The organism is Pseudomonas sp. KBN10P06128, from assembly GCF_037574945.1.
In the GTDB taxonomy this organism is placed as follows: Bacteria; Pseudomonadota; Gammaproteobacteria; order Pseudomonadales; family Pseudomonadaceae; genus Pseudomonas; species Pseudomonas aeruginosa.
In genome coordinates, this window is the sequence record NZ_JBBELR010000001.1 from 815,412 (window position 1) to 840,190 (window position 24,779).

Annotated in this window: 13 protein-coding genes; 8 read left to right on the forward strand and 5 right to left on the reverse strand. The window is 70.9% G+C overall.

Annotated features, from left to right (window positions below; all coding sequences use genetic code 11):
* Positions 1 to 69: 69 nt before the first annotated feature.
* The gene (gene uvrA / locus VQ065_RS03890; protein ID WP_003093663.1) at positions 70 to 2,907 is read right to left on the reverse strand and encodes an excinuclease ABC subunit UvrA; all 2,838 of its coding nucleotides are present in this window, start codon (positions 2,905 to 2,907) and stop codon (positions 70 to 72) included.
* Positions 2,908 to 3,120: 213 nt separating this feature from the next.
* Between uvrA and VQ065_RS03895 the strand changes: the two genes are divergently transcribed.
* Together VQ065_RS03895 and ssb are read left to right on the forward strand one after the other, a co-directional pair.
* Positions 3,121 to 4,509: an MFS transporter gene (locus tag VQ065_RS03895; RefSeq protein WP_003103910.1), complete on the forward strand. Its 1,389-nt coding sequence runs from the start codon at positions 3,121 to 3,123 to the stop codon at positions 4,507 to 4,509.
* A 16-nt stretch (positions 4,510 to 4,525) separates the two neighbouring features.
* On the forward strand, positions 4,526 to 5,023 hold the full coding sequence (gene ssb / locus VQ065_RS03900; protein WP_003114685.1) for a single-stranded DNA-binding protein: 498 nt from the start codon (positions 4,526 to 4,528) through the stop codon (positions 5,021 to 5,023).
* A gap of 88 nt (positions 5,024 to 5,111) precedes the next feature.
* On the opposite strand, the gene pchA is transcribed toward ssb, so the two are convergent.
* From pchA to pchD, 4 genes are read right to left on the reverse strand one after another with little or no spacing between them, the layout of a single operon-like run.
* Positions 5,112 to 6,542, reverse strand: coding sequence for an isochorismate synthase PchA (gene pchA, locus VQ065_RS03905; RefSeq protein WP_003093658.1), 1,431 nt, complete (start codon positions 6,540 to 6,542; stop codon positions 5,112 to 5,114).
* Positions 6,539 to 6,844 (reverse strand): isochorismate lyase PchB, encoded by a 306-nt coding sequence (gene pchB, locus VQ065_RS03910; RefSeq protein WP_003106950.1) that lies wholly within the window; start codon positions 6,842 to 6,844, stop codon positions 6,539 to 6,541. The genes pchA and pchB overlap by 4 nt, the downstream gene beginning before the upstream one ends.
* Positions 6,844 to 7,599 (reverse strand): pyochelin biosynthesis editing thioesterase PchC, encoded by a 756-nt coding sequence (gene pchC, locus VQ065_RS03915; protein ID WP_003093651.1) that lies wholly within the window; start codon positions 7,597 to 7,599, stop codon positions 6,844 to 6,846. Before pchC ends, pchB begins: the two co-directional genes overlap by 1 nt.
* Positions 7,596 to 9,239 carry a pyochelin biosynthesis salicyl-AMP ligase PchD gene (gene pchD / locus VQ065_RS03920; protein WP_003093650.1) on the reverse strand — a complete coding sequence of 548 codons (1,644 nt, stop codon included), beginning with the start codon at positions 9,237 to 9,239 and terminating at the stop codon, positions 7,596 to 7,598. The genes pchC and pchD overlap by 4 nt, the downstream gene beginning before the upstream one ends.
* A 229-nt stretch (positions 9,240 to 9,468) precedes the next feature.
* Between pchD and pchR the strand changes: the two genes are divergently transcribed.
* The 6 genes from pchR to pchI all read left to right on the forward strand — a co-directional run bounded on the left by pchR (position 9,469) and on the right by pchI (position 24,771).
* Positions 9,469 to 10,359, forward strand: a complete 891-nt coding sequence (gene pchR, locus VQ065_RS03925; RefSeq protein ID WP_003093649.1) for a pyochelin biosynthesis transcriptional regulator PchR — start codon at positions 9,469 to 9,471, stop codon at positions 10,357 to 10,359.
* A gap of 193 nt (positions 10,360 to 10,552) precedes the next feature.
* Positions 10,553 to 14,869, forward strand: coding sequence for a pyochelin non-ribosomal peptide synthetase PchE (gene pchE, locus VQ065_RS03930; RefSeq protein WP_014604085.1), 4,317 nt, complete (start codon positions 10,553 to 10,555; stop codon positions 14,867 to 14,869).
* Positions 14,866 to 20,295, forward strand: a complete 5,430-nt coding sequence (gene pchF / locus VQ065_RS03935) for a pyochelin non-ribosomal peptide synthetase PchF (RefSeq protein ID WP_014604084.1) — start codon at positions 14,866 to 14,868, stop codon at positions 20,293 to 20,295. The genes pchE and pchF overlap by 4 nt, the downstream gene beginning before the upstream one ends.
* Positions 20,292 to 21,341 carry a pyochelin biosynthesis thiazoline reductase PchG gene (gene pchG / locus VQ065_RS03940; RefSeq protein WP_003093643.1) on the forward strand — a complete coding sequence of 350 codons (1,050 nt, stop codon included), beginning with the start codon at positions 20,292 to 20,294 and terminating at the stop codon, positions 21,339 to 21,341. The genes pchF and pchG overlap by 4 nt, the downstream gene beginning before the upstream one ends.
* The gene (pchH, locus tag VQ065_RS03945) at positions 21,338 to 23,050 is read left to right on the forward strand and encodes an ABC transporter ATP-binding protein PchH (protein WP_023094503.1); all 1,713 of its coding nucleotides are present in this window, start codon (positions 21,338 to 21,340) and stop codon (positions 23,048 to 23,050) included. The genes pchG and pchH overlap by 4 nt, the downstream gene beginning before the upstream one ends.
* A complete protein-coding gene (pchI, locus tag VQ065_RS03950) occupies positions 23,047 to 24,771 on the forward strand; it encodes an ABC transporter ATP-binding protein PchI (RefSeq protein ID WP_014604082.1) in 1,725 nt (574 codons plus the stop codon). Before pchH ends, pchI begins: the two co-directional genes overlap by 4 nt.
* Positions 24,772 to 24,779: the final 8 nt, after the last annotated feature.

The window sequence follows — 24,779 nt, forward strand, 5'->3', positions numbered from 1 at the left end:
CTACCCCGCGGATACGAAAAAGCCCCTGCGCCTCACGGCCGCAGGGGCTTTTTCATGAGCGCCCGGCAATCAGGCGCGATCGCGTTCCAGCAGCGGCTTGAGGAAGTGGCCGGTGTGCGACTGGGGCATCTCGGCCACCTGCTCCGGCGTGCCGTTGGCGATGATCTGACCACCCTTGGAGCCGCCCTCGGGACCGAGGTCGACCAGCCAGTCGGCGGTCTTGATCACGTCCAGGTTGTGCTCGATCACCACCACGGTGTTGCCGTGGTCGCGCAGGCGGTGGAGCACGTCGAGCAGTTGCTGGATGTCGGCGAAGTGCAGGCCGGTGGTCGGTTCGTCGAGGATGTACAGGGTCTTGCCGGTGTCGCGCTTGGACAGCTCGCGGGACAGCTTGACCCGCTGTGCCTCGCCGCCCGAGAGGGTGGTCGCGCTCTGGCCCAGCTTGATGTAGGACAGGCCGACGTCCATCAGTGTCTGCAGCTTGCGCGCCAGGGCGGGGACGGCGTCGAAGAACTCGCGGGCTTCCTCGATGGTCATCTCCAGCACCTCGTGGATGCTCTTGCCCTTGTAGCGGATCTCCAGGGTCTCGCGGTTGTAGCGCTTGCCCTTGCAGACGTCGCAGGGAACGTAGATGTCCGGCAGGAAGTGCATCTCCACCTTGATCACGCCGTCGCCCTGGCAGGCCTCGCAACGGCCGCCCTTGACGTTGAACGAGAAGCGGCCGGGACCGTAGCCGCGCGAGCGGGCCTCCGGCACGCCGGAGAACAGTTCGCGGATCGGCGTGAACAGGCCGGTATAGGTCGCCGGGTTGGAGCGCGGGGTACGACCGATCGGGCTCTGGTCGATGTCGACCACCTTGTCCAGGTGCTGCAGGCCGTCGAACGAGTCGTACGGCGCCACTTCCAGGGTAGTCGCGCCGTTCAGCGCGGTGGCGGTGATCGGGAACAGGGTGTTGTTGATCAGCGTCGACTTGCCGGAGCCCGAGACCCCGGTGATGCAGGTGAACAGGCCGACCGGGATTTCCAGGTTGACGTTCTGCAGGTTGTTGCCGCGGGCGCCTTTCAGCTTCAGCAGCTTCTTCTTATCGCGCGGGGTGCGCTTGGCCGGAACCGCGATTTTCTTGCGCCCGGAAAGGTACTTGCCGGTCAGCGAGTCGGGGTGGTTCATCACCTGGTCGGGCGTACCTTCCGCCACTACCTGGCCGCCGTGCACGCCGGCCCCCGGACCGATGTCGACGACGTAGTCGGCGAGTCGGATCGCGTCCTCGTCGTGCTCGACCACGATCACCGTGTTGCCGAGGTTGCGCAGGTGGGTGAGGGTGCCGAGCAGGCGTTCGTTGTCGCGTTGGTGCAGGCCGATCGAGGGTTCATCGAGGATGTACATCACTCCCACCAGGCCGGCGCCGATCTGGCTGGCCAGGCGGATGCGCTGGGCTTCGCCGCCGGACAGGGTGTCGGCGCTGCGGTCGAGGGTCAGGTAGTCGAGGCCGACGTTGACCAGGAATTGCAGGCGGTCGCGGATTTCCTTGAGGATCTTCGCCGCGATCTCGCCACGGCGGCCGGTCAGGCTGAGTCCGGCGGCATACTCGCAGGCCTCGCCGACCGGCATCGCGGTGATCGCCGGCAGCGTCCGGTCGCCGACCCACACATGCCGCGCCTCGCGGCGCAGGCGGGTACCGTGGCAATCCGGGCAGGGCTGGGTGCTGAGGAACTTGGCCAGCTCCTCGCGGACCGTGGCCGACTCGGTCTCGCGGTAGCGCCGCTCAAGGTTCGGCAGGATGCCTTCGAAGGGATGCGAACGCTTGACGATGTCGCCGCGGTCGTTGAGATAGCGGAAGTCGACGTTTTCCCGGCCGGAGCCGTAGAGCACCACCTTCTGGTGCTCGGCGCCGAGTTCGTCGAAGGGTTCTTCCAGGCTGAAGCCGTAATGCTGGGCCAGCGAGCCGAGCATCTGGAAGTAATAGACGTTGCGCCGGTCCCAGCCGCGGATCGCGCCCTCGGCCAGGGTCAACTCGCCATTGACCACCCGGCGCGCGTCGAAGAATTGCTTCACGCCGAGGCCGTCGCAGGTCGGACAGGCGCCGGCCGGGTTGTTGAAGGAGAACAGCTTGGGTTCCAGCTCGCTGATCGAGTGGCCGCAGACCGGGCAGGCGAAGCGCGCCGAGAAGATGATCTCCTCGACATCCTCGTCCTCGTCCATCGGTGCTACCAGGGCGATACCGTCGGCCAGGGACAGGGCGGTCTCGAACGACTCGGCCAGGCGTTGCTGGAGGTCCGCGCGAACCTTGAAGCGGTCCACCACCACATCGATGCTGTGCTTCTTCTGCTTATCCAGCTTCGGCACTTCGTCGAGTTCGTAGAGCTTGCCGTCGACCCGGGCGCGGACGAAACCCTGCGCGCGCATCTCGTCGAACACCGCCAGGTGCTCGCCCTTGCGCTCGCGGATCACCGGCGCCAGCAGCATCAGCTTGCTGCCTTCCGGCAGGGCCAGGACCTGGTCGACCATCTGGCTGACGGTCTGCGCCTCCAGCGGGATGTCGTGGTCCGGGCAGCGCGGGGTACCGACGCGGGCATAAAGCAGGCGCAGGTAGTCGTAGATCTCGGTGATCGTACCCACGGTGGAGCGTGGGTTGTGGGAAGTGGACTTCTGTTCGATGGAAATCGCCGGCGACAGCCCTTCGATGGTGTCCACGTCCGGCTTCTCCATCATCGACAGGAACTGCCGGGCGTAGGCCGAGAGGGATTCCACGTAGCGCCGCTGGCCTTCCGCATAGAGCGTGTCGAAAGCCAGGGAAGACTTGCCGGAACCGGAAAGACCGGTGATCACGATCAGTTTGTCGCGTGGCAGTGTGAGGTCGACGTTCTTCAGGTTGTGGGTACGCGCCCCACGAATCAGGATCTTATCCACAGCGGCCTCGCATGGCGGGCGAAAACCGCTGATTATACGGCTGGCCGCTAGCGCGCGGCAAAGTGGCGCGCCTGTGCCGCGAGGGGGCGGACTGGTAGAATGCGCGGCATTTTTCCGGCGCGGGCATTGCCCCGGCCGCCCAGGAGCGGGCGGCGGCGCCATCGGCAGGGGCATGAGGCCTTGCCCTGCAGCGGTTTCTTCCATGAGGGTGTTATGCACGACTCACATACTGAGCGGATGAGCGGTACCGAAACGCGAGCGGCCGTCGGGCTGTCACTGGTATTCGCCTTCCGCATGCTCGGCATGTTCATGGTCCTGCCGGTGCTGGCCACCTACGGCCAGGACCTGGCCGGCGCGACCCCGGCGCTGATCGGCCTGGCCATCGGCGCCTATGGCCTGACCCAGGCGATCCTGCAGATTCCCTTCGGGACCATTTCCGACCGCATCGGCCGGCGCCCGGTGATCGTCGTCGGGCTGCTGATCTTTGCCGCCGGCGCGGCCCTCGCGGCCAATGCCGACTCCATCTGGGGGGTGATCGCCGGCCGCGTCCTGCAGGGCGCCGGGGCGATCTCGGCGGCGGTGATGGCACTGCTCTCCGACCTCACCCGCGAGCAACACCGGACCAAGGCGATGGCGATGATCGGCATGAGCATCGGCGTCTCCTTCGCCGTGGCCATGGTGCTCGGCCCGGTGCTGACCCATCTGTTCGGCCTGCATGGGCTGTTCTGGTTCACCGCCGGGATGGCGCTGGTCGGCCTGCTGCTGATCCTGTTCTTCGTCCCACAGCCGGACCACATGACCCAGCACCGCGAATCCAGCGTGGCGCGCCAGGCCCTGCTGCCGACCCTGAAGCACGGCGACCTGCTGCGCCTGGACGCCGGCATCCTGATCCTCCACGCCATCCTCATGGCCAGCTTCGTCGCCTTGCCGCTGGCGCTGGTGCACGAGGGTGGCCTGCCCAAGGAGCAGCACTGGTGGGTCTACCTGACCGCGCTGCTGGTCGGTTTCTTCGGCATGGTGCCGTTCATCATCTACGCCGAGAAGAAGCGTCGCATGAAGCGCGTGCTGACCGGCGCGGTGGCGACCCTGCTGGCCTGCGAACTGTTCTTCCTGGTCTTCGGTCACAGCCTGGCCATGCTGGTGGTCGGCACGGTGGTGTTCTTCACTGCCTTCAACCTGCTCGAAGCCTCGTTGCCGTCGCTGGTCAGCAAGGTCTCGCCGGCCGGCGGCAAGGGCACGGCGATGGGGGTGTATTCCACCAGCCAATTCCTCGGCGCGGCGCTGGGCGGCATCCTCGGCGGCTGGATGTTCCAGCACGGCGGGCTGAGCATGGTGTTCATCGGATGCGCGGTGCTCGCTGCCCTCTGGCTGGCGATTGCTGTTACCATGCGCGAACCGCCTTATGTGACCAGCATTCGCCTGCCGCTCGCGCCCGCCGCGCTGCAGGACGCGGTGCTGGTCCAGCGATTCAGGGCGTTGCCCGGTGTGGCAGACGCCGTGGTGGTGGCCGAGGAGGCCGCCGCCTATGTCAAAGTGGATACCCAACAAGTGGATCGCACCGCCCTCGAGCGCCTGGCCCAGGCCGCGCCGGGCGGATGCTGAACCTTAGGAGAACGTCATGGCCCGTGGGGTTAACAAAGTCATTCTGGTTGGTAACGTCGGTGGTGACCCGGAAACCCGCTACATGCCCAACGGCAATGCGGTGACCAACATCACCCTCGCCACCAGCGAGAGCTGGAAGGACAAGCAGACCGGCCAGCAACAGGAGCGCACCGAATGGCACCGCGTGGTGTTCTTCGGCCGCCTGGCGGAGATCGCCGGCGAGTACCTGCGCAAGGGTTCCCAGGTCTACGTCGAAGGCAGCCTGCGCACCCGCAAGTGGCAGGGCCAGGATGGTCAGGATCGCTACACCACCGAGATCGTGGTCGACATCAACGGCAACATGCAGTTGCTCGGCGGCCGCCCCTCCGGCGACGATTCGCAGCGCGCCCCGCGCGAGCCCATGCAGCGCCCGCAGCAGGCCCCGCAGCAACAGTCGCGTCCGGCCCCGCAGCAGCAACCGGCGCCGCAACCGGCCCAGGACTACGACAGCTTCGACGACGACATTCCGTTCTAAGCGACGCCCTTGCGGCGCGGCCCGTCCGCGCCACGGGCAGACCTTCGAAGACCCCCTGCCGCCCTCGGGCCGCAGGGGGTCTTCGTTTTCAGGCGACGCCGCGCTGCAAGGGCACTTCGTCCAGGCCGCCTATGGCGGACAGAGCGTCCCGCATGGCACTGAGCTTAAGGCAGGTTTCGCGATACTCGTGGGCCGGTTCCGAATCGCCTACCAGACCGCAGCCGGCGAACAGGTAGCCCCGGCCCGGCGTGAGCAGGGCCGAGCGCAGCGCCACCAGGAAATCGCCGTTGCCTTCGCCGTCGAGCCAGCCCAGCGGCGCGGCGTACCAGCCACGATCCATCCCTTCGTGCTGGCGGATGTAGTCCAGCGCCGCGCTGCGTGGGTAGCCGCCCACCGCGGGGGTCGGATGCAGCGCCTGCAGCAGCCGCAGGATGCCGCCTGCGTCGGCGAGGCGGGCGCGGATCGGCGTGTTCAGGTGCTGGACTCGCGCCAGTCGTTTCAGGCCGGGCGCATCGGGGATTTCCAGTACCTCGCTGAAGGGTTCCAGGGCCGTACGGATCGCCTCCACCACCAACTGGTGTTCGTGCCTGTCCTTGGCGCTGTCCAGCAGGGCCTGTCCGAGCCGCGCATCTTCCTGGGCATCGCCGCCGCGGGCGATGGTCCCGGCCAGGGCATGGGTGAGCGCCTCGCCGGCGCGAATGCGGACCAGGCGTTCCGGGGAGGCGCCGAGGAAGCAGGCGTTGCCGCGGCGACAGGCGAACAGCTGGGCGTCGGCATGTTGCAGGCGCAGGTGTTCGATGACCTGCCACGGCTCGATGTCGCCGAGAGGCTGGGCCTGGGTGCGGGCCAGCACGACCTTGCCGAAGCGTCCCTGGCGGACACTGCTTACCGCGTCGCTCACCTTGGCTTCCCATTGCCTGCGCTCCAGCGCCGAAGCGTCGCCCTGCGCGCCAGCGGTCGGCCCCGAGGGCCGGCGCCTGGCCGGCTGCCTCAGGCGCAGTAGCGCCGAGCAGTGGTAGGCGGCCAGGGCCAGGGCATCTTCGCCGGGCTTGGCCAGGTGTTGGCAGAGTACCCGGTAGCGTTCGCCCTCGCGCAGCACGGTGATGCCGGCGAGCATCAGGCTGGCATCGGCGAAGGCTTGCCAGTGTTCCTCGCGCGGGCCGCGCGGATCGAAGCGGAATCCGCCGCACAGGCGCGGCGCCAGCGGGCCCTCGACCACGGCGTCGGCGCAGAGCAATTGCCAGTTTTCCTCGATCCGGGCGAAGCGCTGTTCGCCGTGGCCTTGCAGCTCCAGGGCGCAGCCCCAGGCGAAGAACGCCAGCTCGGGCTGTTCCCAGTACAGGCAGGGCGTTTGCCGGTCGTCCCAGGCACCGAATACCTGCAGCGGGTCCAATGGGTCGATCTCGAACGACGCCGCCACCAGCACCGGACGATCGAGCGCCTGCGCCTGGCCGATGGCGCGCTCGAAGGTGCCGCGCAAGGCGTGCAGGCACTGGCTCAGGGGCGCCAGCCGGCTCATGCGGCACCCCGTGTCTGGCGCCAGTACTTGATCTGCTCGGCGATGTACCAGTGGATGATCTGCGCGAACAGTCCCTCGACGAAGGGCGCGTCGAGTCCGTTTTCCTCGGCCCAGCGGGCGCGCTCGGGGAGCATCGCGGCGACCCGCTCGGGCGCCGGAATCGCCGCTTCGCTGGCCTTGAAGCGCGACGCCGCCTTGACGTAGTCCATGCGGCGGCCGAGGGCCTGGACGATATCCAGGTCGATCCGGTCGATGGCCTCGCGGATGTCCGCCAGGCCGGTGCAGTCTTCGGGAGTTTTCATCATGCAACCTCTCGGGAAAGGGCGTCGGGATGTGCGAGGCGGCGCAGCAGGTGCTCGATCACCGCGTCGCGCCTCTCGCTCAGGTAGAAGTGGCCGCCAGGAAAGCGCCGCAGCCTGGCGGGAGTCCGGCTGGCGTCGCTCCAGGCCTGCGCCTCGGCGGCGCTGACTTCCTCGTCGTGCTCGCCGAGGAGGACGTCGAGGGCGCAGGCCAGGGCGATGGGCTGCGCCCGTCGGTAGGTCTCGATCGCCTGGTAGTCGGCGCGCAGGATCGGCAGGAACAGCGCGCGCAGGTCGGCGTCCTCGAGTAGCTCGCTGGCGCCCCCCTGGCGGCGGACGTCCTCCAGCAGCACCGCCTCGTCGCCGCGGTGCAATGCGCCGCCGCGTTGCCGGTGCGGTGCCGGATGGGCGGAGACGAACAGGTGGCGCAGCGGCGCGCCGGCGCTTTCCAGGCGCAGGGCGGTTTCGTAGGCCAGCGCCGCGCCGAGACTGTGGCCGAACAGCGCCAGGGGCGCGTCGGCGAAATCGCGCAGGGCGAGGGCGGCGCCGTCGGCGAGGTCCTCCAGGCGGGTGGTCGGCGCCTCGTTGAAGCGGTCCTCGCGACCCGGGTACTGCAGGGCAAGCAGGTCGATGTCTGGCGGCAGGCGTTCGCTCCAGCTACGGAAGAAGCTGGCGCTGCCGCCTGCATGGGGGAAGCAGGCCAGGCGCAGGCGCGGCATCGGCGTCAGGCGGAACGGCCGGACCCAGGCGGCGCTCATGCGCGGGCCTCCAGCTCGCGGCGCAGGCGCTCGCGCAGGTCCTTCTTGCTGATCTTGCCGATGCCGGTCTGGGGGAAGGCCGGGACCAGCTCGATGCGGTCCGGCACCTTGAACGCGGCCAGCCCGCAGGCGTGCAGGTATTGCTTCAGCTTCAGCGCCGAGGGCGCCGGCTGGCGCGGGATGACGAAGGCGCAGGTGCGCTCGCCGAGCAGGCTGTCGGGCATCGCCACGACGGTGGCGTCGTGCACCTGCGGATGGGCGATCAGCAGGTTCTCCACCTCTTCTGCGGCGATCTTCTCGCCGCCGCGGTTGATCTGGTCCTTGTCGCGGCCCTCCACCACCAGGTAGCCGTCCTTGTCGCGGCTGACCCGGTCGCCGGTGCGGTAGAAGCCGTCCGCGCTGAAGGCCTTGGCGTTGTGTTCGGGCAGGCGGTAGTAGCCGCGGATGGTGTAGGGACCGCGCACGGTCAGTTCGCCGACCTCGCCGGGGCCGACCTCGCGGCCCTCGGCGTCGACCACCCGCACTTCGTCGTCCGGCGACAGCGGCCGGCCCTGGGTATGCAGCACGCGTTCGGGCGGATCGTCCAGGCGGGTGTAGCAGATCAGCCCCTCGGCCATTCCCAGCACCTGTTGCAACTGGCAGCCGAGCACCGGTTCGACGCGTTGCGCGGCACTGCTGCCGAGCCTGGAGCCGCCGACCTGGAGCAGAAGCAGGCTGGATAGATCGGCGCGGCGGCTTTCCTGGGCATCCAGCCAGAGCATCGCCAGCGGCGGTACCAGGGCGGTGTGGGTGACCCGTTCACGGGCGATCAGGGCGAAGCAATGCTCGGGATCGGCGCGCTGGCTGACCACCACGCGGCCGCCGGCCAGCAGCGTGCCGATCACTCCGGGGCAGCAGAGGGTGAAGTTGTGCGCCATCGGCAACCCGGTGAGGTACACCGTGTGCTCGTCGAAGCCGCAGACCTCGGCGCTGGCGCGGACGTTGTAGAGATACTCGCGATGACGCCGGGGAATCAGCTTCGGCGTGCCGGTGGTGCCGCCGGACAACTGGAAGCAGGCGATATCCTCGGCGCGGGCGGCGCAGTCTTCCAGCGCGTCGGCCTGGTACAGCGGTGCCAGCGCTTGCAGCGGCGCCTCGGCCTCGCCGTGGATCAGCGCCATCCGGCAGGCGCCGCTGGCGAGCAGCTCACGGGCCATCGGCCGTGGGTCGAAGCCGTCGATCCGTTCGGCGCCGATGTAGGCCTTGGCCTCGGCGAAGCGGCAGAAACCGCTGATCTCATGCTGGCGATGGGCGGGGAGGGCGAGCACCGGGCGTACGCCGAGCTGGAACAGGGCGAAGCAGGTCTCGACGAAGGCGATGCCGTTGGGCAGGTGCAGCACTACCGTGTCGCCATGTGCGAGGCCGGCCTGGCGCAGTCCGGCTGCCAGGCGGCGGCAGCGCTGGAGCAGGTCGGCATAGCTGAGCCGCTGGTCGTCGTCGCAGAGCGCGATCCGCCGCGGATGGCGCGCGGCGCTGGCGGCCAGGGCTTCGGCGAAGCTTTGGTCCTGCCAGTGGCCGGCGTCGAGATAGCGGCGGACGAAGGCGGCGGGCCAGTCGGGGGCGTCGTCGACGGCCGATGGGGTGACGGGCGAGGAAGTCATGCGATCTCCGTGGATGCGGTCGATTGCCATTGCTGGGAAATGAGATTTATTATCATTGGCGGGCGGCAGGGACCGCGCAAGCCCGCGCCTTTCGATTGCGGGGCTTTTTCATTCGCTGCAGGGGCGGAGTGCAGGGCGCTTTGTCCATCTCCGCTAAAAAGTCCCCCTGCCCCCACGTATCCAGGAAGGCGTCGCCGCGTCGGCAGCGCCCGGGCTACAGGAAAACCTGATGACCATCACCATCATTGCTCCGCCACAGGCCGATGCCGCCGCGCCGGCACCGGGCAACCGGCCCGGCGTCGCGCACATCGATCCGAACATGAAGCTGGTGACCGGAACCTTCTGTTCGGCCAGCGAGGACTGGTTCGAGGAACCGCTGGAGCGCGGCCTGCGCCTGATCCTCGTGCAGAGCGGCCAGTTGCGCTGCCGGATTCCCGGCCAGCCCGAGCACCTCATCGAGGGGCCGAGCCTGTGCACCATCGCCAACGATGGCGACTTCACCTCGGCGCAGATCTACGGCACCGACAAGCCGTTGCGCTACACCATCGTCCAGCTCGGCGTCGAAGCCCTGGACAGCCGCCTCGGCTGGCTGCCCGAGCAACTGATACGCCGCTCCGGCGGCGATCCGCGGATCATGAGCTGCCCGGCGCCGCGGGCGATGCAGGCGTTGGCCTCGCAGATCGCCACCTGCCAGATGCTCGGTCCGACCCGCGATCTCTACCTCGGCGGCAAGGCCCTGGAGTTGGCCGCGCTCAGCGCCCAGTTCCTTTCCGGCGAGGGGCGCCCCGTCGAGGAGCCGCGCATCACCTGCTCCGAGGTCGAGCGCATCCACGCCGCCCGCGACCTGCTGGTCGGCGCCTTGCAGGAACCACCGTCGCTGGACACGCTGGCCAGCCGCGTGGGCATGAACCCGCGCAAGCTGACCGCCGGCTTCCGCAAGGTGTTCGGCGCCAGCGTATTCGGCTACCTGCAGGAGTACCGCCTGCGCGAGGCGCACCGGATGCTCTGCGACGAAGAGGCGAACGTCTCCACGGTGGCCTACCGGGTGGGCTACAGCCCGGCGCATTTCTCCATCGCTTTCCGCAAGCGCTACGGCATCTCCCCCAGCGAGATCCGCTGAGTCTCCGCGACGACCCCCGACCCGGCCACGGGAGGGGTGTCGCCGCTGCGGGATGACGCTGCATCTAACGAAACAGTCCGGCTGTCTAAAGCATTGCCGGCCAGGCCTCCCAGGCAAGTGAGATAAGGTCGCATTTGATAATCGTTGCCAGGAACTGGCAACCGACCTCAGATGCTTGCCCTAGGGAGCCCCCATGGATCTGCCCCCCGATTCCCGTACCGCCCTGCGCGACTGGCTGACCGAGCAGCTCGCCGACCTGCTCGGTGAACCGCTTGCCGACGTGCGCGCCCTGGCGGACGACGACGACCTGCTGGGCTGCGGCCTCGACTCGATCCGCCTGATGTACCTGCAGGAACGCCTGCGCGCGCGTGGCTCGACGCTGGACTTCGCCCAGTTGGCGCAGCGCCCCTGCCTGGGGGCCTGGCTCGACCTGCTGGCCTGCGCGGACCGGCTGTCCGCCCCGGCAACGGTCGCGCTGCCGGCGGCGCAGGATCGCGACCAGCCGTTCGAGCTGTCTTCCGTGCAGCAGGCCTACTGGCTGGGACGTGGCGCCGGCGAGGTGCTGGGCAACGTCAGCTGCCATGCCTTCCTGGAATTCCGCGCGCGGGATGTCGACCCGCAGCGCCTGGCCGCGGCGGCGGAGTGCGTGCGTCAACGCCACCCGATGCTGCGGGCGCGCTTCTTCGACGGTCGCCAGCAGATCCTTCCGACGCCGCCGCTGTCCTGCTTCGACCTGCAGGACTGGCGCACTTTGCAGGTGGACGAGGCCGAGCGCGACTGGCAGGCGCTGCGCGACTGGCGCGCCCATGAATGCCTGGCGGTGGAGCGTGGCCAGGTGTTCCTGCTCGGGCTGGTGCGCATGCCGGGCGGCGAGGATCGCCTCTGGCTGAGTCTCGACCTGCTTGCCGCCGATGTCGAAAGCCTGCGCCTGCTGCTGGCCGAACTGGGCGTTGCCTACCTGGCGCCGGAGCGCCTGGCGGAGCCGCCGGCGCTGCATTTCGCCGACTACCTGGCGCGCCGTGCGGCGCAACGCGCCGAGGCCGCGGCGCGGGCCCGCGACTACTGGCTGGAACGCCTGCCGCGCTTGCCGGACGCGCCGGCCCTGCCGTTGGCCTGCGCGCCGGAAAGCATCCGCCAGCCGCGCACCCGGCGCCTGGCATTCCAGCTTTCCGCCGGCGAGAGCCGGCGCCTGGAGCGTCTTGCCGCGCAGCATGGCGTGACCTTGTCCAGCGTGTTCGGCTGCACCTTCGCGCTGGTCCTGGCGCGCTGGAGCGAAAGCGCGGAATTTCTCCTCAACGTGCCGTTGTTCGATCGGCATGCCGACGACCCGCGTATCGGCGAAGTGATCGCCGACTTCACCACCCTCTTGCTGCTGGAGTGCCGGATGCAGGCCGGGGTGTCCTTCGCCGAGGCGGTGAAGAGCTTCCAGCGCAACCTCCACGGAGCCATCGACCACGCCGCATTCCCCGCCCTGGAGGTGCTCCGCGAGGCGCGCCGGCGGGGCCAGCCGCGCTCGGCGCCGGTGGTGTTCGCCAGCAACCTGGGCGAGGAGGGCTTCGTCCCGGCGGCCTTCCGCGACGCTTTCGGCGATCTCCACGACATGCTCTCGCAGACCCCGCAGGTCTGGCTCGACCACCAGCTCTACCGGGTGGGCGACGGTATCCTGCTGGCCTGGGACAGCGTCGTCGGCCTGTTCCCCGAAGGCCTGCCGGAAATCATGTTCGAAGCCTACGTGGGGCTGCTCCAGCGTCTCTGCGACAGCGCCTGGGAGCAGCCCGCCGATCTGCCGTTGCCCTGGGCGCAGCAGGCGCGCCGGGCCCTGCTCAACGGCCAGCCGGCATGCGCCACGGCGCGCACCCTGCATCGCGACTTCTTCCTTCGCGCCGCCGAGGCGCCGGATGCCGACGCGCTGCTCTATCGCGACCAACGTGTCACCCGCGGCGAACTGGCCGAGCGTGCGCTGCGCATCGCCGGCGGCCTGCGCGAAGCCGGGGTGCGCCCCGGCGACGCGGTCGAGGTCAGCCTGCCGCGCGGACCGCAGCAGGTCGCGGCGGTATTCGGTGTGCTCGCCGCAGGCGCCTGCTACGTGCCGCTGGACATCGACCAGCCGCCCGCACGGCGGCGCCTGATCGAAGAGGCCGCCGGGGTATGCCTGGCGATCACCGAGGAGGACGATCCGCAGGCCTTGCCGCCGCGCCTGGATGTCCAGCGCCTGCTGCGCGGCCCGGCGCTGGCCGCCCCCGCGCCGCTGGCGCCGCAGGCCAGCGCCTATGTGATCTACACCTCGGGCTCCACCGGGGTGCCCAAGGGCGTCGAGGTCAGCCACGCGGCGGCGATCAATACCATCGACGCGCTGCTCGACCTGCTGCGGGTGGACGCAGCGGACCGCTTGCTGGCGGTCTCCGCGCTGGACTTCGATCTGTCGGTCTTCGACCTGTTCGGCGGCCTCGGCGCCGGTGCCAGCCTGGTCCTGCCGGCCCAGGAACAGGCGCGCGATGCCGCTGCCTGGGCGGAGGCTATCCAGCGGCATGCGGTGAGCCTGTGGAACTCGGCGCCGGCCTTGCTGGAGATGGCCCTCAGCCTGCCGGCGAGCCAGGCCGACTATCGCAGTCTGCGGGCGGTGCTGCTGTCCGGCGACTGGGTGGCCCTGGACCTGCCCGGCCGCCTGCGCCCACGTTGTGCCGAAGGCTGCCGCCTGCATGTGCTGGGTGGCGCTACCGAAGCGGGCATCTGGTCGAACCTGCAGAGCGTCGATACGGTGCCGCCGCACTGGCGTTCGATTCCCTACGGCCGGGCATTGCCGGGACAGGCCTACCGGGTGGTCGACACCCACGGGCGCGACGTGCCGGACCTGGTGGTCGGCGAGCTATGGATCGGCGGCGCCAGCCTGGCCCGCGGTTATCGCAACGATCCCGAACTCAGCGCCCGGCGCTTCGTCCACGATGCCCAGGGCCGCTGGTATCGCACCGGCGATCGCGGTCGCTACTGGGGCGACGGTACCCTGGAATTCCTCGGTCGGGTCGACCAGCAGGTGAAAGTGCGCGGCCAGCGCATCGAGTTGGGCGAGGTGGAGGCCGCGCTGTGCGCCCATACTGGCGTGGAGAGCGCCTGCGCGGCGGTGCTCGGCGGTGGCGTGGCGAGCCTCGGCGCGGTGCTGGTACCGCGCCTGGCGCCACGGGCCGAAGGCTCCATGGAACTACCGGCCGCACAGCCCTTCGCCGGCCTGGCAGAGGCCGAGGCGGTACTCACCCGGGAAATCCTCGGCGCGCTGCTGGAGGCGCCGCTGGAGCTAGACGACGGTTTGCGCCGGCGCTGGCTGGACTGGCTAGCGGACTCCGCCGCCAGCGCGCTGCCGCCGCTCGACGAGGCGTTGCGCCGGCTCGGCTGGCAGGCCGCGGGGCTGACCGCGATGGGCAACGCTCTGCGCGGCCTGCTCGCCGGCGAACAGGCGCCGGCCGCGCTGCTCCTCGATCCCTGGCTGGCGCCGCAGGCGGTGGCCGCGCGCCTGCCGGACGGCCGCGAGGCCCTGGCGCGCCTGCTCGAAGCGCTGCCGACGCCGGCTGCCGGCGAACGCCTGCGGGTGGCGGTGCTGGATACCCGCGCCGGGCTCTGGCTCGACCAGGGCATGGCCTCGCTGTTGCGCCCGGGGCTGGAACCGACCCTCTTCGAACGCAGCCGCGTCCTCCTCGACGCCGCCGCCACCCGCTTGCCGGAACGGATCGTGGTGCAGGCGCTGGACGACGGCCTGCTACCTGCCGAGCACCTCGGTCGCTACGACCGGGTGATCAGCTTCGCCGCGCTGCACGCCTACGAGGCCAGCCGCGAAGGCCTGGCGCTGGCGGCGGCGCTGCTGCGCCCGCAGGGCCGCCTGTTGCTGGTGGACCTGCTATGCGAGTCGCCACTGGCGCTGCTCGGTGCGGCCTTGCTCGACGACCGGCCGCTGCGCCTGGCGGAGCTGCCGAGCCTGTTGGCCGATCTCGCCGCTGCGGGACTGGCGCCGCGTTGCCTGTGGCGCAGCGAACGGATCGCCCTGGTCGAGGCGCTGGCGCCGGGGCTCGGGCTCGACGCCGCCGCGCTCCAGGCCGGCCTGGAGCAACGCCTGCCCCAGGCGATGCGGCCCGAACGCCTGTGGTGCCTGCCAAGCCTGCCGTTGAACGGCAATGGCAAGGTCGATCGTCGCCGCCTGGCCGAGAGCATGACCCGCGCACTCGGCGAGTGTCGTCACGAGCCCTCGGCGGAGGAGCCGCTGGAAGCCCATGAGCAGGCGCTGGCCGAGTGCTGGGAAGCGGTCCTCAAACGCCCGGTGCGTCGTCGCGAGGCGAGCTTCTTCAGCCTCGGCGGCGACAGCCTGCTGGCGACCCGCCTGCTGGCTGGCATACGTGAGCGTTTCGGCGTACGCCTGGGCATGGCCGACTTCTATCGCCAGCCGACCCTGGCCGGTCTTGCCCGCCACTTGCAGGCGCAGACCGTCGAAATCGAGGAAACCCAACTGGAAGAGGGCGTGCTATGAGCCTCGGCGAACTGCTGGAAACCTGCCGCAGCCGGCGCATCGAACTCTGGAGCGAGGCGGGCCGCCTGCGCTATCGCGCCCCCCAGGGCGCCCTCGACGCCGGCCTCGCCGAGCGCCTGCGGGCCGAGCGCGAGGCTCTGCTGGAACACCTGGAGGGCGGCCCTGGCTGGCGCGCCGAACCCGACCTGGCCCACCAGCGCTTCCCGCTGACCCCGGTGCAGGCCGCCTACGTGCTGGGCCGCCAGGCGGCCTTCGACTACGGCGGTAACGCCTGCCAGCTGTACGCCGAGTACGACTGGCCGGCCGACACCGATCCGGCGCGCCTGGAGGCGGCCTGGAACGCCATGGTCGAGCGCCACCCGATGCTGCGCGCGGTGATCGAGGACAACGCCTGGCAGCGCGTGCTGCCCGAGGTGCCCTGGCAGCGGCTGACCGTACATGCCTGCGCGGGGCTCGACGAGGCCGCTTTCCAGGCGCACCTGGAGCGGGTCCGCGAACGCCTCGACCACGCCTGCGCGGCGCTCGACCAGTGGCCGGTTCTGCGCCCCGAGCTGAGTATCGGCCAGGATGCCTGCGTGCTGCACTGCTCGGTGGATTTCACCCTGGTCGACTACGCCAGCCTGCAATTGCTGCTTGGCGAATGGCGCCGCCGCTATCTCGATCCGCAATGGACGGCGGAACCGCTGGAGGCGACCTTCCGCGACTATGTCGGCGTCGAGCAGCGTCGACGCCAGTCGCCGGCCTGGCAGCGCGACCGCGACTGGTGGCTGGCGCGCCTCGACGCGCTGCCGGGGCGTCCCGACCTGCCGCTGCGGGCGCAGCCGGACACCCGGTCCACGCGCTTCCGGCACTTCCACGCGCGCCTCGACGAGGCCGCCTGGCAGGCGCTCGGCGCGCGCGCCGGCGAACACGGCCTGAGCGCTGCCGGCGTGGCCCTGGCAGCCTTCGCCGAGACCATCGGTCGCTGGAGCCAGGCACCGGCGTTCTGTCTCAACCTGACGGTACTCAACCGGCCGCCGCTGCATCCGCAGCTGGCGCAGGTGCTCGGTGACTTCACCGCGCTCAGCCTGCTGGCGGTGGACAGCCGCCACGGCGACAGTTTCGTCGAGCGTGCCCGACGCATCGGCGAGCAGATGTTCGACGACCTCGACCACCCGACCTTCAGCGGCGTCGACCTGCTGCGCGAACTGGCGCGCCGGCGCGGTCGCGGCGCCGACCTGATGCCGGTGGTGTTCACCAGTGGCATCGGCAGCGTGCAGCGCCTGCTCGGCGATGGCGAGGCGCCGCGCGCGCCACGCTACATGATCAGCCAGACCCCGCAGGTCTGGCTGGACTGCCAGGTCACCGACCAGTTCGGCGGCCTGGAGATCGGCTGGGACATACGCCTCGGGTTGTTCCCCGAGGGCCAGGCTGAAGCCATGTTCGACGACTTCGTCGGGCTGCTCCGGCGCCTGGCGCAGAGCCCGCGCGCCTGGACCGACGGTGATGCCACGGAACCCGTCGAGGCGCCGCCGCAGGCGTTGCCCGGTAGTGCCCGGAGCATCGCCGCCGGTTTCGCCGAGCGTGCCCTGCTGTCCCCCGACGCCACGGTGATCCACGATGCCGCCGGCAGCTACAGCTACCGCCAGGTCGCCCAGCACGCCAGCGCCCTGCGCCGTGTCCTGGAAGCGCACGGCGCGGGCCGTGGCCGGCGGGTCGCGGTGATGCTGCCGAAAAGCGCCGCGCAACTGATCGCGGTGATCGGCATCCTCCAGGCCGGTGCCGCCTATGTGCCAGTGGACATCCGCCAGCCGTTGCTGCGGCGCCAGGCGATCCTCGCCAGCGCCGAAGTGGTCGCGCTGGTCTGCCTGGAAAGCGATGTCCCGGACGCCGGCTGCGCCTGCGTGGCCATCGACCGGCTGGCCGCCGACAGCGCCTGGCCGCCACCGCCCGCGGCGGAGGTGGCGGCGGACGACCTCGCCTACGTGATCTACACCTCCGGCTCCACCGGCACGCCCAAGGGCGTGATGCTCAGCCATGCGGCGGTGAGCAACACGCTGCTCGACATCAACCAGCGCTACGGCGTCGACGCCAACGACCGCGTCCTCGGCCTAGCCGAGCTGAGCTTCGACCTCTCGGTCTACGACTTCTTCGGCGCCACCGCGGCGGGGGCCCAGGTGGTCCTGCCGGACCCGGCGCGCGGCAGCGATCCATCGCACTGGGCGGAACTGCTGGAACGCCACGCCATCACCCTGTGGAACTCGGTGCCGGCCCAAGGCCAGATGCTCATCGATTACCTGGAGAGCGAGCCGCAACGCCACCTGCCGGGACCGCGCTGCGTGCTCTGGTCCGGTGACTGGATTCCGGTCAGCCTGCCGACCCGCTGGTGGCGGCGCTGGCCGGACAGCGCGCTGTTCAGCCTGGGCGGCGCCACCGAGGCGGCGATCTGGTCGATCGAGCAGCCGATCCGCCCGCAGCACACCGAGCTGGCCAGCATCCCTTATGGCCGCGCCCTGCGCGGGCAGAGCGTGGAAGTCCTGGATGCCCGCGGGCGGCGCTGCCCGCCGGGCGTGCGCGGCGAGATCCATATCGGCGGGGTGGGCCTGGCGCTCGGCTACGCCGGCGATCCGCAGCGCACCGCCGAACGCTTCGTCCGTCACCCCGATGGCCGTCGCCTGTATCGCACCGGCGACCTCGGCCGCTACCTGGCCGACGGCAGCATCGAGTTCCTCGGTCGCGAGGACGACCAGGTGAAGATTCGCGGCCACCGCATCGAACTGGCCGAGCTGGACGCCGCGCTGTGCGCCCATCCGCAGGTCAACCTGGCGGCCACCGTGGTGCTCGGCGAGACCCACGAGCGCAGCCTGGCCAGCTTCGTCACCCTGCATGCGCTGGCGGAGGCTGGCGAGGATCCGCGTACGGCGCTCGACGCGGTGCGCCAGCGGGCGGCCCAGGCCTTGCGCCGCGACTGGGGCAGCGAGGAGGGCATCGCCGCGGCGGTGGCCGCACTCGACCGTGCCTGCCTCGCCTCGTTGGCCGCCTGGCTGGCCGGCAGCGGTCTGTTCGCCAGTGCGACGCCGCTGGACTTCGCCACCCTGTGCCAGCGCCTCGGTATCGCCGAGGCGCGCCAGCGCCTGCTGCGCCACTGGTTGCGCCAGCTGGAGGAGGGCGGCTACCTGCGCGCCGAGGGCGAGGGCTGGCTGGGCTGCGCCGAGCGTCCCGCGCAGAGTCCGGAGGACGCCTGGACGGCGTTCGCCGGCTGCGCGCCGGCGGCGCTCTGGCCGGCCGAGCTGGTCGCCTACCTGCGTGACAGCGCGCAATCCCTCGGCGAGCAACTGGCCGGGCGGATCAGCCCGGCGGCGCTGATGTTCCCGCAGGGCTCGGCGCGCATCGCCGAGGCCATGTACAGCCAGGGCCTGCATGCCCAGGCGCTGCACGAGGCGATGGCCGAGGCCATCGCCGCCATCGTCGAGCGCCAGCCGCAACGGCGCTGGCGCCTGCTGGAGCTTGGCGCCGGCACCGCCGCCGCCAGCCGCGCGGTGATCGCCCGGTTGGCGCCGCTGGTGCAGCGAGGGGCGGAGGTGGACTACCTGTTCACCGACGTTTCCAGCTACTTCCTCGCCGCCGCCCGCGAGCGCTTCGCCGACCAGCCGTGGGTACGCTTCGGCCGCTTCGACATGAACGGCGATCTTCTCGACCAGGGCGTGGCGCCGCACTCGGTGGATATCCTGCTCAGCTCCGGGGCCTTGAACAACGCGCTGGACACCCCGGCGCTGCTGGCTGGCCTGCGCGAGTTGCTGAGCGCCGACGCCTGGCTGGTGATCCAGGAACTGACGCGCGAGCACAACGAGATCAGCGTCAGCCAGAGCCTGATGATGGAAAACCCGCGCGACCTCCGCGACGAGCGCCGCCAACTGTTCGTCCACACCGGGCAATGGCTGGAGTGGCTGGCGGCACAGGGTGGCGACCTGGCTTGTGGGGTGGTGCCGCCGGGCAGCGCTCTCGACCTGCTTGGCTACGATGTCCTGCTGGCTCGCTGCAAGACCGACCGCGCCCGCCTGGAGCCGGCCGAGCTGCTGGCCTTCGTCGAAGCGCGGGTGCCGCGCTACATGCTCCCGGCGCAGTTGCGCGTGCTCGAACGCCTGCCGGTCACCGGCAACGGCAAGATCGACCGCAAGGCCCTGACCGGCTTTGCCCGCCAGCCCCAGGCGGACCTTCGGCATGGCGTCGCGCAGGCACCGGCCGACGAACTGGAGAATGCGCTGCTGGCACTCTGGCGGGAGGTGCTGGACAACCCGTCGCTGGGCGTCGAGCAAGACTTCTTCGGGGCTGGCGGCGACTCGCTGTTGATCGCCCAGTTGATCGCCCGTTTGCGCGAACGACTGGAAAGCGCCCGCCGGCATCCGTTCGATCGCCTGCTACGCTGGGCGCTCAGCCAGCCGACGCCGCGCGGCCTGGCCGAACGCCTGCGCAGCGCGCCGGAAGAGGGCCGTGGGCCAGCCCTGGCCGCGGCGCGCGGCGTCGCCCCGGCGCAGGCCGGCATGTCGCGCGCACCGCTCGCCGAGGGCGCGGTGGCGCTCGACCCGCTGGTGCGCCTGGTGCCCGGCGAGGGCGTGCCGCGGGTGCTGGTCCACGAAGGCCTCGGCACGCTGCTGCCGTACCGCCCGCTGCTTCGCGGCCTGGGTGAGGGGCGGCCGTTGCTGGGCCTGGCCGTGCATGACAGCGACGCCTACCTGGCGATCCCCGCCGAGCATCTCAACGCCTGCCTCGGCCGCCGCTACGCCGAGGCGCTCCATGGCGCCGGGCTGCGTGAGGTCGACCTGCTCGGCTACTGCTCCGGCGGGCTGGTCGCCCTGGAGACCGCCAAGTCCCTGGTCCAGCGCGGGGTGCGCGTGCGCCAACTGGATATCGTCTCCAGCTACCGGATTCCCTACCGGGTGGACGACGAGCGCCTGCTGTTGTTCAGCTTCGCCGCGACCCTCGGCCTGGATACCGCGGCGCTCGGCTTCCCCGCGCCGGAACGTCTCGGCCTGGTGGTGCAGGCGGCGCTCGCGCAGACACCGGAGCGCCTGGGCGCCGAGGCGCTGGCGGGGCTACCGGGCCTGGCCGATCTCGTCGCTCTGCGCGGCCGCGTGCTACAGGCGGCCAGCGGTAGCGCCGACGCCGCCAGCGTCGAACGCGACACCCTCTACCGGCTGTTCTGTCACTCGGTGCGTGCCAGCCAGGCCGCGGCGCTGGAGCCCTACGTCGGCGCGCTGCGGCTGTTCGTGCCGGACGCCGGCAACCCATTGGTGCCGCGCTACGCCGAGGCCCTGGAGACCCAATGGCGGGCCGCCGCGCTTGGCGCGTGCGGCATCCACGAGGTGCCCGGCGGGCACTTCGACTGCCTGGGCGAAGCCCTGGCGCAATCCTTGTCGAAACCCATGCCAGAGGAGGCGAGCCGATGAGCGACGTCCGTTCCGTGGTGGTCGCCGGTTCCCGGTTCGGCCAGTTCTATGCCGCCGGCGTCGCCGCCGATCCGCGCTTCGTCCTGCGCGGCATCCTTGGCCAGGGCAGCCGGCGTTCGCGGGCGTTGGCCGAGCGCCTCGGGGTGGAGACCTGGTGCGAGGTCGAGGCGTTGCCCGACGATGTCCGCCTGGCCTGCGTCGCGGTCGGCGGCGCGGCACGCGGCGAGCAGGGCCCGGCGCTGGCCGAGGCGCTGATGGCGCGTGGCATCGACGTGCTGATCGAGCATCCGTTGCTGCCGCGCGAATGGCAGGACCTGCTGCGCAGCGCCGAGCGCCTGGGCCGGCGCTGCCTGCTCAACACCTTCTATCCGCAGTTGCCGGCGGTGGCGCGTTTCATCGAACTGGGCCGCCAGTTGCACCACCGGCGCGGCATCCGCCACCTGGACGCGGCCTGCGGGGTGCAGGTCGGCTTCGCCACCCTGGACATCCTCGCCGCGTTGCTGGAGGGCGTCGGCCCCTGGTCGCTGGAGTCGCCCTCGAATGACCTGTCGGCGATGCGCGGGCTGTCCCTGGTGTTGGCGGAAGTGCCGTTGAGCCTGCACGTGCTCAACGAACTGGCGGCCGCCGACGACGGGCGCATGACCTTGTTGCAGCGCGTCAGCCTGACCACCGATCGCGGCACGCTGAGCCTGCTCAGCCCCCATGGCCCGTTGTTGTGGACGCCTGCGGTGGCGGTACCGGCAGAGGATGACGACGGCCTGTTCGCGCTGTTCGACGAGATAGCCGGCGAACCGCTGCCCAGCGCCCAGCTCTGGTATGCCGAACCGTGCAGCTGGGCCCAGGTGCACCAGCGCCTGTGGCCGGCGGCGGCGGCCGAGGCGCTGGCGCTGCTCGCCGACGGCGACGAGGTGCGCCGGCGCAACCAGCGCAGCCTGGAGGTCGCCGCCCTATGGCAGAGGATCGGCGAGCGCCTTGGCTTCCCCGAGGCGCCGCCGGCGTCGCTGGCGCCGGCGAGCCTGGAACAGGTGCTGGAGCACGCCTCGTGACCCCGGTGCTGTGGCGCCTGCTGCGCACCTATCGCTGGCGGCTGGCGGTGGCCATGGGGTTGCAGGCCCTGGCCGGGCTCTGCTCGCTGTTGCCCTGGATGCTTCTCGCCTGGCTCGCCGAGCCGCTGGCGCGCGGCCAGGCGCAGCCGGCCCTGCTGGCCCTGGTGCTGCTGGCGGTGCTGGCTTGGTTGGGCTGCCAGGCGCTGGCCGCGCACCTGGCCCACCGGGTCGACGCGGACCTCTGCAACGACCTGCGCCTGCGCCTGCTGGCGCACCTGCAACGGCTGCCGCTGGACTGGTTCGGTCGCCAGGGCCCGGACGGCGTGGCGCGCCTCGTGGAGCAGGACGTGCGGGCCCTGCACCAACTGATCGCGCACGCTCCCAACGATCTCAGCAACCTGTTGGTGGTGCCGCTCGTCGCGTTGCTCTGGCTGGCCTGGCTGCACCCCTGGCTGCTGCTGTTCTGCCTGCTGCCGCTGGTGCTGGCCGCCGCCGGCTTCCTGCTGCTGCGCTCGGCGCGCTACCGCGACCTGGTGCTGCGGCGCAACGCCGCGCTGGAAAGGCTCTCGGCGGACTATGGCGAATTCGCCCACAACCTGCTGCTGGCCCGACAGTACCCCGGCGCCGGTATACAACAGGGCGCCGAGGCGTCGGCGGCGGCCTTCGGCGAAGCGTTCGGCGCCTGGGTGAAGCGGGTCGGCCACCTCGCCGCGCTGGTCTACGTGCAGTTGTCGACGCCCTGGCTGCTGGCCTGGGTCCTGCTCGGCGCGCTGGTCCTGGATGCCCTCGGCGTGCCGCTGGCGCTCGGCCAGGCCTGTGCCTTCCTGCTCCTGCTGCGGGCCCTGGCCGCCCCGGTGCAGGCGCTCGGCCACGGCGGCGACGCGCTGCTGGGCGCGCGCGCCGCCGCCGAGCGCCTGCAGCAGGTATTCGACCAGGCGCCGTTGGCCGAGGGCCGCTCGACCCGCGAGCCGGTCGATGGCGCGGTGGCGCTGCACGGCCTGGGCCATGCCTATGAAGGCGTGGAGGTCCTGGCCGATATCGATCTGGAGCTGGAGGATGGCAGCCTGGTGGCCCTGGTCGGCCCCTCGGGCTCCGGCAAGAGCACCCTGCTGCACCTGCTGGCGCGCTACATGGACGCGCAGCGCGGCGAACTGGAGGTTGGCGGCCTGGCACTGAAGGACATGCCCGATGCTGTGCGCCATCGGCATATCGCGCTGGTCGGCCAGCAGGCGGCGGCGCTGGAGATATCCCTGGCCGACAACATCGCCCTGTTCCGCCCCGATGCCGATCTCCAGGAGATTCGCCAGGCGGCCCGTGACGCCTGCCTCGACGAGCGCATCATGGCCCTGCCGCGTGGCTACGACAGCGTGCCGGGACGCGACCTGCAACTGTCCGGCGGCGAACTGCAACGACTGGCCCTGGCCCGTGCGCTGCTATCGCCGGCGCGCCTGTTGCTGCTCGACGAGCCGACCTCGGCGCTGGATCCGCAGACCGCCCGGCAGGTCCTGCACAACCTGCGCGAGCGTGGCGGCGGCCGGACCCGGGTGATCGTCGCCCATCGTCTGGCCGAAGTCAGCGATGCCGACCTGATCCTGGTGCTGGTCGCTGGCCGTCTGGTCGAACGCGGCGAGCACGCGGCGCTGTTGGCGGCGGACGGCGCCTATGCGCGCTTGTGGCGTGAACAGAACAGCGCGGAGGTGGCGGCATGACCCTGTTCGAACGAATGCGTGCGCTGCCCGAAGACTGCCGTGCCGCGTTGCGCCGGGCGAGCGCTTGGGCGGTCCTGGCGGCGCTGCTGGACGCCGCTTGCGGCGTATTGCTGGTGCCGTTGGTCGAGGCCTGGTTCGCCGAAGGCGCGTTGCCCTGGCGCTGGGTCGCCGCGTTGCTCGGCTTGAGCCTGGCGCAGGCGCTGTTGCAGTACCTGGCCCTGCGTCGCGGTTTCGCCGCCGGCGGCTCGCTGGCGGCTGGACTGGTGCGCAGCCTGGTGGCGCGCTTGCCGCGCCTGGCGCCGCCGGCGCTGCGCCGGGTCGCGCCGGCCGAAGGCCTGCTGCGCGGCCCGGTGATGCAGGCGATGGGCATTCCGGCGCACCTGCTGGGGCCGCTGATCGCCGCGATGGTGACGCCGCTCGGGGTGATCCTCGGGCTGTTCCTGATCGACCCGTCCATCGCCCTCGGCCTGCTCGTCGCCGGTGCCGTCCTCGCCGCGCTGTTGCGCTGGAGCGGGCGGCGCAATCTGGCGGTGGAGGATGCCCGGCTGGCCGCCGAGCGCGACGCCGCACGGCAGTTGCAGGCGTTCGCCGAACGCCAGCCGCTGCTGCGCGCGGCGCAGCGCGAAAGCGTCGCCCGCCAGGGGTTGGAAGAGGCCTTGCGCAGTCTCCACCGCAGCACCCTGGAACTGTTGCGGCGCAGCCTGCCCAGCGGCCTCGGCTTCGCCCTGGCGGTGCAGGCGGCGTTCGCCTTCGCCCTGCTCGGCGGCGCCTGGGCGGTGGAGCGGCAATGGCTGGACGGCGCGCGGCTGGTGGCCGTGCTGGTGCTGCTGGTGCGCTTCATCGAGCCGCTGGCCCAGCTCACCCATCTCGACCAGGCGTTGCGCGGCGCCTGGCAGGCGCTGGACACCCTGCTGCGGGTTTTCGCCCTGGCTCCGCTGCACAGCCCCGAGCCGGGCGAGCGGCCGCACGACGCCAGCCTGGCGGCCGAGGCCGTGGAATTGCGCCTGGAAGATGGCCGCGCCTTGCTCGAGGACATTTCCCTGAGGCTGGAGCCGGGTTCGCTGAACGTCCTCGTCGGACCCTCCGGGGCCGGCAAGAGCAGCCTGCTGGCGCTGCTCGGGCGGCTCTACGACGTCGATGCCGGGCGTGTCCTGCTGGGTGGCGTGGATATCCGCCGGTTGAGCGAAACGACCCTCGCCGCCAGTCGCAACCTGGTGTTCCAGGACAACGGCCTGTTCCGCGGCAGCGTTGCCTGGAACCTGCGCATGGCGCGAGCGGACGCCGATCTCGAAGCGCTGCGCGAGGCGGCGCGGGCGGTTGGCCTGCTGGAAGAGATCGAGGCCTGGCCGCAGGGCTGGGACAGCGATGTCGGTCCCGGCGGCGCGCTGCTGTCCGGCGGCCAGCGGCAACGCCTGTGCCTGGCTCGCGGGCTGCTCTCGACGGCACCGTTGCTGCTGCTCGACGAGCCCACCGCCAGCCTCGACGCCGCCAGCGAGGCGCAGGTGCTGCGCAGCCTGCTCGGGTTGCGCGGCCGGCGCACCCTGCTGGTAGTGACCCACCGCCCGGCGCTGGCGCGTCAGGCCGACCAGGTACTGCTGCTGGAGGAGGGGCGCCTGCGCCTCAGCGGACGTCACGCCGATCTGCTCGTCCGGGACGACTGGTATGCCGGTTTCGTCGGGCTGGCGGGCGAGGAAAGTTCCGCGACGGTCGTGGATCGATAGAGAAAGAC